Genomic DNA, 14,041 nt, shown 5'->3' with positions numbered 1-14,041 from the left:
GGTTACTTCATGACCAATAAATATGCGGTAGTGTTAGCAGCTGGACAAGGAACCCGTATGAAGTCAAAACTCTACAAAGTTTTGCACCCCGTATGTGGAAAGCCGATGGTACAGCATGTTGTGGACCAGTTAAATAAATTAGAATTAAATGAGTTAATTACAGTTGTTGGTTTTGGTGCAGAAAAAGTTCAGGATCAACTTGGTGAACATAGTCATTATGTCGTGCAAGAAGAGCAGTTAGGGACGGGTCACGCTGTACTTCAGACGGATCATATTCTTGCAGATAAAAAAGGAACAACAGTGGTGGCTTGTGGAGATACGCCGTTATTGACTGAAGAGACGCTGCAAAAGATGATGGATCATCATGAAGCTACTCAAGCGAAGGCAACAATCTTGACTGCACATGCTGAGAACCCTCACGGTTATGGCCGTGTGATTCGTGGTGGAAATGGTCAGGTGGAGCGTATTGTTGAGCAAAAGGATGCTTCCCAAGACGAACAAGCTGTTCAGGAAATTAATACAGGTACATATTGCTTCGATAATGAATTCTTGTTCAAAGCGTTAAAGGGTGTTTCGAACAATAATTCCCAGGGAGAATATTACCTGCCAGATGTGATCCAAATTCTTCAGAATCAAGACGAAATAGTTAGTGCATACCAAACAACAGACTTTTCAGAGTCGCTCGGTGTAAACGATCGTGTGGCATTAGCTCAAGCAGAGAAGCTCATGAAACAGCGCATCAATGAAATGCATATGAAAAAGGGCGTAACGTTAGTGGATTCCGACAACACGTACATTGGCCCTGATGTAAAAATAGGTCAAGACGTGATTGTATATCCAGGCTCTATGATCGAAGGCGAAACGACCATTGAAGATGATGCAGTAGTTGGTCCACACTCAATGATCAAAGATTGCCACATCGGTGCGGAAACAGTAATTAAGCAAAGTGTGGCAACAAACAGCCGAATTGGTGCTCGTGTAAAAATCGGCCCCTTTGCCCACATCCGCCCTGAATCATCTCTTGGTGATGATGTAAAGGTCGGTAATTTTGTAGAAATTAAGAAAGCTGTATTTGGGGAAGGAAGTAAAGCCTCCCATTTAAGCTACGTTGGTGATGCCGATGTGGGGAGCGGAGTAAACATTGGTTGTGGTACAATTACAGTGAACTATGATGGCAACAATAAATTTATGACTACAATCGAGGACGATGCCTTTATTGGCTGTAACTCTAACCTCGTTGCACCTGTCACTGTAGGTAAGGGCGCCTATGTAGCAGCTGGTTCTACAATAAATAAAGATGTTCCTGCTGAGGCACTGTCGATTGCCAGATCACGCCAGACAAATAAAGAAGGCTATGCAAGTAAATTAAATTCTAATAAAAAAGACTAACGGAGGGTTCTATCCATGGCAACTGGGTACAAGGATTCAAAATTAAAAGTATTCTCCCTGAATTCCAATCCTGAACTGGCTGAAGAAATCGCTGAGAATATTGGTACCGAACTTGGGAAGTGTACGGTGACGAGATTTAGTGACGGTGAAATTCAGATTAACATTGATGAAAGTATTCGCGGCTGCGATGTATATGTTGTTCAATCGACTTGTGCGCCAGTCAATCAACATATTATGGAACTTCTTATTATGATTGATGCACTAAAGCGCGCCTCTGCTAGTACGATTAATATTGTTATGCCATACTATGGTTATGCAAGACAAGATCGTAAAGCACGTGCCCGTGAGCCAATCACAGCGAAGTTAGTTGCTAATTTGCTTGAAACAGCAGGCGCATCCCGTGTAATCATGCTGGATCTTCATGCGCCCCAAATCCAAGGATTCTTCGATATGCCAATCGATCACCTTGTTGGTGTGCCAATTCTCTCCGATTACTTTGAAGAGAAAAATTTTGATGACGTTGTGATTGTCTCCCCAGATCACGGAGGTGTAACTCGTGCCCGTAAAATGGCAGATCGCCTGAAAGCGCCGATTGCAATTATTGATAAACGTCGTCCGCGTCCGAACGTTGCGGAAGTTATGAATATTGTAGGTAATATCGAAGGTAAAACGGCTATTATGATCGACGATATTATTGATACAGCGGGTACAATTACACTTGCGGCGAATGCGTTAGTTGAAAATGGAGCGAAAGACGTTTATGCCTGCTGTACACACCCAGTTCTCTCAGGGCCTGCGATCGAACGTATAGACAATTCAAATATCAAAGAGTTAGTTGTCACAAATACGATTCCGCTTGGAGAGGATAAGACGAGCGAGAAGATCACTCAGTTATCCGTAGCTCCTCTAATTAGTGAAGCAATTATCCGTGTCCACGAGCGGCAGTCTGTAAGTATTCTGTTTGATTAAGGAATTTTTTGTGTGAAAGACGTTTAACTTTTGTTTAAATAGGGAATTAGATTTAAATGAATGGTAAATTCAATGGAGGTAGATTAATTTGGCTATTACATTAAAAGCAAATCAAAGGAAAGATTTAAAACAATCAGTAACACGTGAACTGCGCCAAGAGGGGAATGTTCCTGGTATCGTTTACGGACAAGATAAAGAACCTGTTAATGTGTCAGTAAACAGTATTGAACTACTTAAGACAGTCCGTGACGAAGGGAAAAATGCGATTATTTCTTTGGATGTTGACGGCGGTTCTACTGTGAACGTCATGCTTCATGAATATCAAGTCGACCCTTTGAAGGATGAGCTAATTCATGCAGACTTTTACATCGTTAATATGTCTGAAGAAATGGACGTTGAGGTACCTATTCATCTTGAGGGTGAAGCTTTGGGTTCCAAAGAGGGCGGCGTTCTGCAGCAGCCTTTATATGAACTGGCTATCAGAGCTAAGCCTGGTGACATTCCTGAGGAGATCGTCATTGATGTTTCTGAATTAAATATCGGTGACAGTGTCATGGTTAGTGACTTGAAAGCGTCTCGCAATTATGAAATTATGGAAGATGAGAATACAGCAATTGTTTCAGTGACTCCACCTGAAGAAATGCCGGAAGAGCCTGACACAGATAACGCGGATGAGGAGCCAGAAGTCATTAACGGGAAAGATGATAGTAATGATGGGGACTCTGAAGAAAGCGAAGATAAGTAATATACTAAAGCTATAGAAAAAGGGGCGTAGCCATGAGGTGCGTCCTTTTTTGTAGGTTGGCTTTTTTGACATATTTTTTGTTGGAGTTTTGCTATAATAAAAAGAAGCGGAATAAGATAACAAAGGAAGTTTTTCAATGAAGTGTATTGTAGGTTTAGGTAACCCCGGAAAAAAGTATGAGAAGACACGCCATAATGTTGGATTTATGATCATCGATGAATTAGCGAAACAGAATAATTGGGGTGTGGATCAAAAAAAGTTTAAAGGATTATTCACAATTGAACATGTGAACGGGGAAAAGGTTCTTTTACTCAAGCCTCAAACATATATGAATTTATCAGGGGATTCTCTTCGTTTGTTCATGGATTATTATGACATAAGGGATGAAGAGGTCCTCGTTATTTATGATGATCTGGATTTACCACCTGGAAGAATGCGCCTGCGCCAAAAGGGTGGACACGGTGGCCATAATGGGATTCGCAGCATCATCGATCAGCTTGGGACGAAGGAATTTAAGCGCCTGCGTGTCGGAGTTGGACGACCTTCTGTGCCTATGAGTGTTGTGGATTATGTACTGGGTACTTTTGACAAGGACCAGCAAAGACCTATTCAAGAGGTGGTCGAACAATCAGTTAAAGCTTGTGAAGCGTGGTTTGAAAAGCCTTTTGATGAAGTGATGAATGGTTTTAATGTAAAGTCTTAATAAGAATTCTGCTTTCGTATAAGTCACGATCTGCACGGCAACAATAAGTACAAATGCTTCTATAGGAGGTTTGTATTTATGAATATTAATTATATATGCCGGCATTGTAACCGCCAAGTTGGAAAATTAGACCGAGAACGTGTCGAAATTTCTGAGCTTGGCTTAGAGTGTTTGAATGAGGATGATCATAGGGAAATGATTACGTATAGCAACAGTGGTGATATGAATATTAAAACAATTTGCCACTCGTGTGAACGCACCCTTGACCAACACCCTCATTATCACGAACAAGATTACTTTATTCATTAAATCGTGGTCACTTTCTAATGGTGATTATGGAGGAGTTTGTTATGCAGGGAATTAAAGATTATCTACAACCTCAGGATGACATCCGCTCTGTTGTAGATGGATTCGAGACAGGTATGGATGAGCAGATGATTGCAGGACTGTCTGGAGCCTCGAGAAGTTTGATGATCTCCTTATTACAGGAATCTTTAAAGCGTCCTGTCCTTATTGTGACTCATCAGCTTATTCAGGCCCAGCAAATGTATGAGGATATGTTAGAGCTGTCAGATACAGAGCGGGTTCATCTCTATCCAGTTAATGAGTTGATTGCATCCGAAATTGCTATTGCCAGTCCTGAGCTTCGAAGCCAGCGAATTGAAGCTCTAAGTGAATGGCTGAATCAAGATTCAGGAATCTTAATAGCACCAGTGGCTGCCTTAAAAAGAATCATGCCGCCTAAAGGGTATTGGGAGCATAACCAGCTCCCTTTTCGTGTTGGAGAAGACATTGATCTTGACAATTACTTAGAACGTTTTATCAGTATGGGCTACGAACGCACAGATATGGTAGCAACCCCTGGAGAGTTTTCGTTAAGGGGAGGAATTCTGGACGTCTATCCATTGACAGCGGAGTTCCCTTATCGGGTTGAGCTGTTCGATACGGAGGTTGATTCCATTCGTACATTCGATTCAGAAACACAGCGATCCCATGAAAAGTTTGATCATATCCATGTAGGACCTGCCACAGAATTGTTGCTGACGGATCAAGATTTTGCGAGAGCGTCACAACGTTTAGAAGAAGCACTGAGCCATTCTTTACAAAAACTGTCAAAGGAAGAAGCGAAAGAAACGCTGCACACACATGTGGAACGTGATATTGAGAGGCTTCAAAATCGTGAACATTTTCAAGATATGTACAAATATATTGGTTATTTCTATGATCAATCTGTAAGTTTGCTAGATTACTTACCAAAAAATGGGCTGATCGTTTTAGATGAAATGAGTCGTATTCAAGAAACAGCTGGACGTCTGGATCAGGAAGAAGCGGAATGGCACAATAGCCTGCTTGAAGTGAACCAGATTGTAAGGGACTTACGGATTTCCTTTGATTGGCATGATACATGGGAAAATATGAAACAGCCAAGGCTGTATATGTCGGTGTTTATGCGTCATATTCCTAATACACATCCTCAAAATGTAATCAATGTCTCAAGCAGGCAAATGCAGCAGTTCCATGGCCAAATGAATTTGCTTAAGAATGAAATGGATCGATGGATCAAGCAGGATTATTCTGTAATTATCATGGCTCCTGATGAAACTCGTGCTGAAAAAATTCACTCTGTGTTAGCCGATTATGATATGGAAGCGGTGGTGACTAAAGAGCAGGTTCGCTTGCCAGTGAAGCTTCCTGTTATTATTCAGGGGAATATCAGCAACGGTTTTGAGTGGCCCATGCACAAAATAGCTGTCTTAACAGAGAATGAGCTGTTTAAGAAGCGGACAGCCAAGCCTAAAAGAAAACAGAAGTTATCAAACGCGGAACGGATCAAGAATTACCAAGAACTTAAAGTCGGCGATTATGTCGTACATGCGAACCATGGGATTGGTAAGTATATTGGAATTGAAACACTTAAAATGGGCGGAAACCATAAAGATTTTATGATGGTGAAGTATTCAGGGAATGACAAGCTGTTTGTTCCAATTGACCAAATCGATTTAATTCAAAAATATGTAGGCTCTGAAGGTAAGGAGCCGAAAGTGTATAAGCTTGGCGGCAGTGAATGGAAAAAGGTGAAAAGCCGTGTTCAGTCCTCGGTTGAAGACATTGCGGATGACCTCATTCAATTGTACGCGGATCGTGAAGCATCAAAAGGTCACGCTTTTGGTGAAGATGGCGAGATGCAGCGTGACTTTGAAGCGGCTTTCGCTTATGAAGAAACAGAGGATCAAATTCGATGTATCGAAGAGATTAAAGAAGATATGCAGCAAATACGGCCAATGGACCGCTTGCTTTGTGGGGACGTAGGTTACGGGAAAACGGAAGTGGCTATTCGGGCAGCCTTCAAAGCGATCGAAAACGGGAAGCAGGCTGCATTGCTTGTGCCTACGACGATACTCGCCCAGCAGCATTTTGAAACACTGCAGGAGCGGTTTCAAGACTTTGGGATTAACATTGGCTTATTAAGCAGGTTTCGAACGAAAAAACAACAGAATGAAACGACAGAGCGCCTTCGCAAAGGGCTTATAGATATTGTTGTTGGAACGCATCGTATTTTGTCCAATGACATTAAATTTAAGGATCTTGGCCTGCTAATTGTCGATGAGGAGCAGCGCTTTGGTGTCAAGCATAAAGAAAAGATAAAACAATTGAAGTCAAATGTGGACGTATTAACATTAACAGCTACTCCCATTCCGAGAACCTTGCACATGTCCATGCTTGGTGTCCGCGATTTATCTGTCATTGAAACACCGCCTGAAAATAGATTCCCGATCCAGACGTATGTCTTAGAGTACAACCCTGTCTTTATGCGTGAATCGATTGAGAGGGAAATGGGGAGAGGCGGACAAGTCTTTTTCCTGTTTAATCGTGTCGAAAATATTGAGCGGATGGCGCAGGAAATCTCCGCACTTGTCCCTGAAGCAAGGGTTGCATTTGCTCATGGTCAAATGAATGAAACCGAGCTTGAAAATGTCATGTTTTCTTTCCTTGAAGGAGAATTTGATGTACTAGTCAGCACGACGATTATTGAAACAGGTGTCGACATCCCTAATGTAAATACATTGATTGTATATGATGCCGACAGAATGGGACTAAGCCAGCTTTATCAGCTAAGAGGACGTGTAGGTCGTTCCAATCGAGTAGCCTATGCCTATTTTACCTATCAAAGGGACAAAGTGCTGACAGAGGTCGCTGAGAAACGATTGCAGGCGATTAAGGAGTTTACTGAGCTAGGGTCCGGGTTTAAGATTGCGATGCGTGACCTGTCGATTCGCGGAGCTGGTAACCTGCTAGGTGCACAGCAGCATGGGTTTATTGACTCTGTCGGGTTTGATATGTACTCCCAGATGCTTAAAGACGCAATTGAAGCGAAACGGCAGGGTATTGAACCAGAGGCCGTTCAACCTTTTCAAACGGAGCTCGATCTCTCCATTGATGCGTATATTCCCGCAGAGTACATTGAAGATGAAAAACAAAAGATTGATATGTACAAGCAATTTCAGGCGATTGAATCGGCAAATGATATCAGTGAGCTTAAAGATGAATTGATCGATCGTTTTGGTGATTATCCTGAGGAGGTAGAGAATTTATTTACAGTGACGTCGATCCGTCTGTATGCGAAGCAAGCCCGTATTGAATCGATCTCCGAGAAGAATAAGAAGATGGAGATGTTTATGGAATCCAGCCAAAGCCAGCAGATTGACGGATCAAAGCTATTTGAATTTGCCAATCAATATGGCCGAATGGTCCAACTTGGTACAGAAGGTCAGCAGTTGAAAATTACCTTCATGTGGGAACGGGATACGAAACATAAAAGGTATGAAATTGTTGAGGAGTTTATTGAACAACTGCCTGAACTCTCAAGGGAAGCTACAAGTGCGTAAGGGAAGGAAGCTCTTTTTGGGGGCTTCCTTTTTAAGTGACTAAACGCCTGTCTTTTGCTTATACGTTCGGTCTAATCGCTCGTTTTCGCATTTCTTTTTAAAAAATCCATTCTTGGGATGAATAGGTTTTTTCTGGAGTATCATACTATCCTTATCATCTGTTTATTCTGCTTGTGAATTTTTTACAGAGTAAATTATAGAGAGGGAGGCAGCGTAAGAATGAAAGCAACAGGAATAGTACGCCGAATTGATGATTTAGGACGTGTGGTGATCCCAAAGGAAATTCGCCGCACACTTCGTATTAGAGAAGGTGATCCGTTAGAAATTTTTGTTGACCGTGAAGGGGAGGTCATTTTAAAGAAGTATTCTCCGATCAGTGAACTTGGAGACTTTGCTCGCGAGTATGCAGATGCTTTACATGAATCATTAGAAGCTCCTGTATTAATTTGCGACCGTGATGAATTTATTGCGGTCTCCGGAGAATCGAAGAAAACATATATGGGCCGCCAAATAGGCAGCCGCATCGAACAGGTGATGGAAGGACGTACATCAGCATTTGAAAAACATCCCAATCCGGTAGAGTTTGTCCGTGATTCAGAAGAGGACGTTATTTCTTATATTATTCATCCTATTATTGCTCAAGGAGATCCCATCGGCTGTGTGGTTGCATTTAACAAAGAGGGTACACCTATTGATGAAGGCTCAGCAAAAGCTGTACAAACAGCAGCAAGTTTTTTAGCTAGACAGATGGATTAGCAAGAAAAGCGCAGGCGCCGGAAGCGATTGGTTAGTCTTGTGTGTCTGCGCAATGTAGCTGGAATTAAGATGAAAAGGTAACAAGCCAGGTCATTCATGGGACCTGGCATTTTTGTGCTATAATAAGTGCAATTGTTATTAAATGGGAAGGTCTTTTCATGAATCATTCAAACTCATCACATCTTATTTTCAAAGGTGCTTTTTTGCTTACTTTATCAGGTCTAATTGGAAAAGTATTAAGCGCAGGGTATCGTATTCCTTTGCAAAATATCGCTGGGGATTTAGGATTTTATATTTATCAACAAATTTACCCCATCCTAGGTATGGCATTAATTCTCTCGTTATATGGATTTCCAGTGGCGATCTCAAAGCTAGTGGCTGAGGTGAAGGAGCAGGGAAAAGCGTTGTCTTTGTCCTCTTTTTATGTGCCAGTCTTATCTTGGCTGTTCGGGATCTGTGGGGTTATATTTATTATAGGCTACACTCAATCGGATGAGTTGGCTGCTGTGATGGGAGACAAGCACCTTACTCCTTCCTTACAAGCAGCATTTTTTGTGTTCCTCCTCCTCCCTTTTCCTTCTCTGCTAAGAGGGGTGTACCAGGGGGAAGGGAACATGCAGCCAACGGCGGTTTCACAGGTAGTAGAGCAATTTGTACGGGTCCTCCTTATTATTATGGCTACCATCTACGTTGTTAACGAAGGGGAGCTCTATCATATTGGAATCGGAGCCTCTGTTGCTTCACTAGGAGGGATTATCGCTTCTGCTACTGTTTTTCTTTTTATTATTAAAAAAAATCCCCCTTGGACGAGGGGACCTATGCTGTATCCGTCTCTTTCTTTTTTAAAGCCGATTGTATTCTACGGATTATTTATATGTCTGAATTACATGCTATTGTTACTTATTCAAATGACTGACGCTCTAACCCTTGTTCCCGGCTTAATCGAAGCTGGGGTGGAATCGAACAGGGCGAAGGTGTTAAAAGGGATATTTGATCGCGGTCAGCCTCTGATTCAATTAGGGACTGTACTAGCTTCTTCACTGGCCTTAGCCGTTGTTCCTTCTGTAACGAAGAAAAGGTTAAAGGAAGACCCCGATCAGATTGAGGGCTATATCTTTGGGTCAGTGAAATTTAGTCTATTGCTTGCAAGTGGGGCAACGGCAGGGTTAATGGTATTATTTCCATCTATTAATGAATTGTTTTTTCAAGATACAGAAGGAACAGCTGTCTTGCGAATTCTAATGCTTGTGATTCTATTTAGTTCGCTTGCGATTACGCTTTCTTCCATTCTGCAAGGACTAGGGTTTGTAACACATCCTGCTATTGTGGTGTTGTTGGCTATCGCTTTGAAGTGGGGGCTGAATATTTGGTTAGTACCTTCTCTTAAATTAGATGGGGCAGCCATTGCTTCGATTGTAAGTGTGGCTTTCGTTGTTGTTTGCCATTTGATTTTGCTAAGACACGACTTTTCGTTAAAAAAGTGGCTGCATCTTCCATGGCTTTCGACAACTTTGGCTGTCCTTGGAATGATGTGTGTGCTCCTGGTACTGATCCAAATTAAACAAGGGATGGGTATGAGTGGTAACCGCGTATTCCTGCTATTTTATACATTAAGTCTTACAGCTGCCGGTGCATTGACCTATTTCATGTTATTAATAAGATTGGGTGCTCTTACCAAAAGGGAACTTGAGGCTTTACCATATGGAAGATGGTTCGTACGATTATTACCAAAGGGGTTGAACAGATGAACACCGTTACGATCTTAGGACTTGGAGCCGGTGAGTTGGACCAGCTGCCGCTTGGAGTCTATCGTCAGCTTATCAATGCAAATGAACCTATTTTTATCCGTACACTTGATCATCCCGTTATAAAAGAGCTTAAAGCTGAAGGGGTGGACTTTACTGGTTTCGATTTCGTGTATCAACGTCATGATCAATTTTCTCAGGTTTATGAAGAAATCGTTGAACAATTAGTAGATACTGCGAAGGAAAAAGATATCATCTATGTCGTCCCAGGACACCCGATGCTTGCGGAGCAAACGGTACAATTACTACTGAAGGAAACACGAGTGAACGTATCGATTCAAGGTGGGCAAAGCTACTTAGATAATGTATTTACAGCAATAGGAGTAGATCCAATTGAAGGGTTGCAGTTTTTAGATGCGACGGCCCTGACGCGGAGTCAATTGCAACTCCAGAACCATATCCTCCTCTGCCAGGTTTATGATCAAATGATTGCGTCTGAAGTTAAGTTAACTTTGATGGAGGACCTTTCCCCGGAATACCCTGTTACAATTGTCACGGCCGCCGGAAGCAGTGAAGAGAGAATTATTACAGTTAGCCTTGAGGAATTAGATCGTGCGGTTGAAGTAAATAACTTAACGAGTGTCTATATTCCCCCAGTTGAAAAAGATGAACTGAATCACCAGTTTTTCCGATTAAGAGAGGTGATTCGAAAACTGCGCGGACCGGGTGGGTGTCCATGGGATCAAAAGCAGACACATTCTTCTCTTCGCCGTCACTTAATTGAAGAAGCTTATGAATTCATTGATGCTGTGAATCAGCTTGATGACGACCATATGGTGGAGGAGCTTGGGGACGTACTGCTGCAAGTTATGCTCCATAGTCAAATTGGAGAAGATGAAGGATTTTTCACGATCGATGACGTAATAGTATCTATCACCGAAAAAATGATTCGCAGACACCCTCACGTTTTCGGAAACGTACATGTGGACAATGCTGATGAAGTGGTGACAAATTGGGACCAAATCAAAAAGCAGGAAAAGAAACAAGTGCTTGAATCGATGTTAGACGATATACCAATGAGCTTCCCGGCGCTGTTGCAAGCAGAGGAGTTGCAGAAGAAGGCAGCCAAGGTAGGCTTTGACTGGGATGATGTGAAACTAGTGGAAGCTAAAGTTCAAGAAGAGTGGAACGAATTTATCGAGGCCAAAGAGGCCAACAATGTTGACGAAATGGAAAAAGAGTTTGGAGACTGGCTGTTTGCTATCGCGAACTTAGCACGCCATCATAAAATCAACGGAGAAACAGCCTTAAATCGTACCAATCAGAAGTTTAGAACAAGGTTTTCAGCTATGGAAAAAAGTGCATCAGAAGAGAAGCGCTCTCTTGAGAATTATACACTTGACGAGTTAGAAGTACTGTGGATCGCGGCTAAAGTAAAACATAAAGGAGAGGAATAAGACATGCGTTTAGATAAATTCCTAAAGATATCCCGATTAATTAAGCGAAGAACCTTAGCAAAAGAAGTGGCCGATCAGGGGAGAATTAGTATTAACGGACTAAAGAGTAAGGCAGCTACAGACGTGTCCGTTGGTGACGAGCTAACGATCCAGTTCGGTCAGAAGATCCTAACGATTGAAGTAAAATCGCTAAGGGAAAATGTGAAAAAAGATGAAGCAACCACATTGTATGAAATTAAAAAGGAAGAACCGGTTAATAAGTAAAGAAGAGCCGCTGCTGGATTGAGGCAGTGGCTTTTTGACGTTGGTAAGCTGGAAATATGCAATTAACTCATATTACGTGCAAATAAGTAGTATTTCATGCAATTAATTCTTTAGTGTTGTTATCTCAATAACACCTTCCACTAAACACCTTCTTATCGTTCTAAATTGCCTTCCTTTTACATAGCTTGTACTAGAGAAGAAGGAGGCTGTTATAAATGGAAGGCTACGATAAAAATATGAATGTACGGACACATCAAGTCGATCATAATGTGAAGATGTGGAATAGAAGAAACTTGGAAATATCCGGTGTAAGAGAGGTAGACAGCTTTGACAGCGAAGAATTTTTACTGCAGACAAGCATGGGCTATTTAGTCATACGCGGACAGAATCTCCAGATGAAGAACCTGGATCTGGAGGAGGGAGAAGTTTCTATAAAGGGCCGTGTGTATGAAATGTCTTATCTGGACGAGAACCAAGGGGAGAAAGCTAAAGGGCTATTTAGCAAGCTTTTCAAATGACACTGACAGCGCAATTTATGACGATGGTCGCAATGATAAGCGGTGGGATCTATATAGGTGCTGCAGTAGATACTTTTGAACGGCTTTTTTATAAGAGGAATAAGAAGAGCTGGCTTGAGCTCGTTTGGCAGCTTACCTTTTGGGTGACTCAGGCTGCTCTTCTCTTTTTCCTATTGTTTATCGTGAACTACGGTGAATTGCGTCTGTATGTTTTTGTAGCGATTCTGTGTGGATATGCAGCGTATCGTGGATTACTTCAAACAAGTTACAAAAAAATACTGGAACACATTATACGTGTTGTAACAAAATTAGTTACCTTTTTCTGGCGCCTCTTCAATGCCGTGATTATTTGGCCGATTCGAACCATTATTTTACTTATTACTTCTTTACTATTTGCCGTTTATAAAGTATTTTATAAGAGTACTCATTTATTGTTTCTTGTCGTTTTATATCCATTCCTGTTGGTTTTTCGTGTTATCTGGAAGCTACTGCCGGAAAGTCTGAAAAAAAATTTAAACAAAACAGCAGGGTTTTGGATTAAAATAAAGAATACTATAAATAAATGGAAAGATCGAACGCGCAAATAAGGAGGTCTAACGTTCATGGCAAAAAAACAGTCAGTGGCCCGCCTAGATTCTACATACATGAAGCACTATGATGCCTATATGGAACGGCACACCAAAAAGAAAAAGCGCCTTTTCCGCCGAATCGTCCTGTTTGCTTTATTCGTAATGATCGTGGTAGGCTCCATGGTGACTTTTCATGTTCAACAACAAACGTTACAGGCAAAGAAACAAGAGCATTATGAGGAACTACAAGCTAAAATGGAAACACTAAAGGAGGAAGAGGAGAGCTTAAACGAAGAGATCAAACTTCTTAATAACGAAGAATACGTACTACAAATTGCAAGATCGGACTATTTCTTCTCGAAAGAAGGCGAGATTATCTTTAAAATGCCAAATGAGGATCCTTCGTATTGACACCCTTTTCAATGCTTATATATAATAGGTAAGAAGATATTTTTATCGAAATTCTAAGGAGGAGCATTTTTTTTATGTCCATTGAAGTAGGCAGCAAGTTGCAGGGTAAGGTAACGGGTATCACTAATTTCGGAGCATTTGTTGAGCTCCCTGAAGGACAGACCGGTCTGGTTCACATTAGTGAAGTTGCCGATAACTATGTAAAAGACATTAATGAACACCTTAGCCAAGGTGACCAAGTAGAGGTCAAAGTCATTAATGTTGGGGATGATGGGAAGATTGGCTTATCCATCAAGAAAGCAAAAGAAAACTACGGTCGTCGTGCGCCAAAAAAACCTCGTAAACCGGCGGAATCATTCGAACAAAAAATGAGTGCCTTTATGAAGGATAGCGAAGATCGTCTAGCATCACTGAAAAAGCAAACCGAAACCAAACGTGGAGGTCGGGGTGCTAAAAGAGGATAGCTTGCTGTCTATGACAATGAGTAAAAGATGCACATGATTGTATAAAGGAACAGATCTGCTTATGGCAGGTCTGTTTTTTATGACAAATGAAAGCTTGGACATAGTCATACGCTTATAATATAGATAGAAGAAAAGGTGGCGTGTGATGGATCTTTTGCTGGAGT

General features: G+C 41.6%; 14 protein-coding genes. All 14 read left to right on the top strand.

The genetic code is table 11. The annotated features are described in order from the left end of the window. Window positions 1–9 precede the first annotated feature (9 nt). A complete protein-coding gene (glmU, locus tag MUO15_RS13695; RefSeq protein WP_245029947.1) occupies window positions 10–1,389 on the top strand; it encodes a bifunctional UDP-N-acetylglucosamine diphosphorylase/glucosamine-1-phosphate N-acetyltransferase GlmU in 1,380 nt (459 codons plus the stop codon). A 15-nt stretch (window positions 1,390–1,404) separates the two neighbouring features. Beyond that, a complete protein-coding gene (locus MUO15_RS13690) occupies window positions 1,405–2,358 on the top strand; it encodes a ribose-phosphate diphosphokinase (RefSeq protein WP_245029944.1) in 954 nt (317 codons plus the stop codon). Between the two features lie 88 nt (window positions 2,359–2,446). Beyond that, window positions 2,447–3,103, top strand: a complete 657-nt coding sequence (locus tag MUO15_RS13685; RefSeq protein WP_245029941.1) for a 50S ribosomal protein L25/general stress protein Ctc — start codon at window positions 2,447–2,449, stop codon at window positions 3,101–3,103. 136 nt (window positions 3,104–3,239) lie between these two features. Continuing rightward, window positions 3,240–3,806, top strand: a complete 567-nt coding sequence (gene pth, locus MUO15_RS13680; RefSeq protein ID WP_245029938.1) for an aminoacyl-tRNA hydrolase — start codon at window positions 3,240–3,242, stop codon at window positions 3,804–3,806. 78 nt (window positions 3,807–3,884) lie between these two features. Continuing rightward, window positions 3,885–4,115 carry an anti-sigma-F factor Fin gene (locus MUO15_RS13675; RefSeq protein ID WP_245029936.1) on the top strand — a complete coding sequence of 77 codons (231 nt, stop codon included), beginning with the start codon at window positions 3,885–3,887 and terminating at the stop codon, window positions 4,113–4,115. A 41-nt stretch (window positions 4,116–4,156) separates the two neighbouring features. Next, entirely contained in the window at window positions 4,157–7,693 is a 3,537-nt protein-coding gene (gene mfd / locus MUO15_RS13670; RefSeq protein ID WP_245029933.1) for a transcription-repair coupling factor, read from the top strand. Between the two features lie 219 nt (window positions 7,694–7,912). Continuing rightward, window positions 7,913–8,449, top strand: coding sequence for a stage V sporulation protein T (gene spoVT / locus MUO15_RS13665; RefSeq protein WP_245029931.1), 537 nt, complete (start codon window positions 7,913–7,915; stop codon window positions 8,447–8,449). Between the two features lie 158 nt (window positions 8,450–8,607). Further along, the gene (locus tag MUO15_RS13660; protein ID WP_245029929.1) at window positions 8,608–10,197 is read left to right on the top strand and encodes a putative polysaccharide biosynthesis protein; all 1,590 of its coding nucleotides are present in this window, start codon (window positions 8,608–8,610) and stop codon (window positions 10,195–10,197) included. Then, window positions 10,194–11,651: a bifunctional methyltransferase/pyrophosphohydrolase YabN gene (locus tag MUO15_RS13655; protein WP_245029927.1), complete on the top strand. Its 1,458-nt coding sequence runs from the start codon at window positions 10,194–10,196 to the stop codon at window positions 11,649–11,651. Before MUO15_RS13660 ends, MUO15_RS13655 begins: the two co-directional genes overlap by 4 nt. A 3-nt stretch (window positions 11,652–11,654) precedes the next feature. Then, complete coding sequence (locus MUO15_RS13650) at window positions 11,655–11,915, top strand: RNA-binding S4 domain-containing protein (RefSeq protein WP_245029925.1); 261 nt, start codon at window positions 11,655–11,657, stop codon at window positions 11,913–11,915. A 236-nt stretch (window positions 11,916–12,151) separates the two neighbouring features. Further along, window positions 12,152–12,433: a sporulation protein YabP gene (yabP, locus tag MUO15_RS13645; RefSeq protein WP_396265842.1), complete on the top strand. Its 282-nt coding sequence runs from the start codon at window positions 12,152–12,154 to the stop codon at window positions 12,431–12,433. Continuing rightward, window positions 12,430–13,020, top strand: a complete 591-nt coding sequence (gene yabQ / locus MUO15_RS13640) for a spore cortex biosynthesis protein YabQ (RefSeq protein WP_245029923.1) — start codon at window positions 12,430–12,432, stop codon at window positions 13,018–13,020. Before yabP ends, yabQ begins: the two co-directional genes overlap by 4 nt. 15 nt (window positions 13,021–13,035) lie before the next feature. Further along, complete coding sequence (locus MUO15_RS13635; RefSeq protein ID WP_245029921.1) at window positions 13,036–13,413, top strand: FtsB family cell division protein; 378 nt, start codon at window positions 13,036–13,038, stop codon at window positions 13,411–13,413. Window positions 13,414–13,487: 74 nt separating this feature from the next. Continuing rightward, window positions 13,488–13,877 (top strand): S1 domain-containing RNA-binding protein, encoded by a 390-nt coding sequence (locus tag MUO15_RS13630; RefSeq protein ID WP_244750990.1) that lies wholly within the window; start codon window positions 13,488–13,490, stop codon window positions 13,875–13,877. Window positions 13,878–14,041 lie beyond the last annotated feature (164 nt).

This window comes from Halobacillus amylolyticus (genome assembly GCF_022921115.1).
GTDB classification, from domain to species: domain Bacteria; phylum Bacillota; class Bacilli; order Bacillales; family Halobacillaceae; genus Halobacillus_A; species Halobacillus_A amylolyticus.
Note: the sequence above shows the minus strand (reverse complement) of the source record. Positions and strands in the feature narration are given on the sequence as shown.

Excerpts from the sequence above, each read along its gene's own strand:
- glmU (WP_245029947.1), top strand. The coding sequence starts at position 10 with ATGACCAATAAATATGCGGTAGTGTTAGCAGCTGGACAAGGAACCCGT.
- MUO15_RS13690 (WP_245029944.1), top strand. The coding sequence starts at position 1,405 with ATGGCAACTGGGTACAAGGATTCAAAATTAAAAGTATTCTCCCTGAAT.
- pth (WP_245029938.1), top strand. The coding sequence starts at position 3,240 with ATGAAGTGTATTGTAGGTTTAGGTAACCCCGGAAAAAAGTATGAGAAG.
- MUO15_RS13675 (WP_245029936.1), top strand. The coding sequence starts at position 3,885 with ATGAATATTAATTATATATGCCGGCATTGTAACCGCCAAGTTGGAAAA.
- mfd (WP_245029933.1), top strand. The coding sequence starts at position 4,157 with ATGCAGGGAATTAAAGATTATCTACAACCTCAGGATGACATCCGCTCT.
- spoVT (WP_245029931.1), top strand. The coding sequence starts at position 7,913 with ATGAAAGCAACAGGAATAGTACGCCGAATTGATGATTTAGGACGTGTG.
- MUO15_RS13660 (WP_245029929.1), top strand. The coding sequence starts at position 8,608 with ATGAATCATTCAAACTCATCACATCTTATTTTCAAAGGTGCTTTTTTG.
- MUO15_RS13655 (WP_245029927.1), top strand. The coding sequence starts at position 10,194 with ATGAACACCGTTACGATCTTAGGACTTGGAGCCGGTGAGTTGGACCAG.
- MUO15_RS13650 (WP_245029925.1), top strand. The coding sequence starts at position 11,655 with ATGCGTTTAGATAAATTCCTAAAGATATCCCGATTAATTAAGCGAAGA.
- yabP (WP_396265842.1), top strand. The coding sequence starts at position 12,152 with ATGAATGTACGGACACATCAAGTCGATCATAATGTGAAGATGTGGAAT.
- yabQ (WP_245029923.1), top strand. The coding sequence starts at position 12,430 with ATGACACTGACAGCGCAATTTATGACGATGGTCGCAATGATAAGCGGT.
- MUO15_RS13635 (WP_245029921.1), top strand. The coding sequence starts at position 13,036 with ATGGCAAAAAAACAGTCAGTGGCCCGCCTAGATTCTACATACATGAAG.
- MUO15_RS13630 (WP_244750990.1), top strand. The coding sequence starts at position 13,488 with ATGTCCATTGAAGTAGGCAGCAAGTTGCAGGGTAAGGTAACGGGTATC.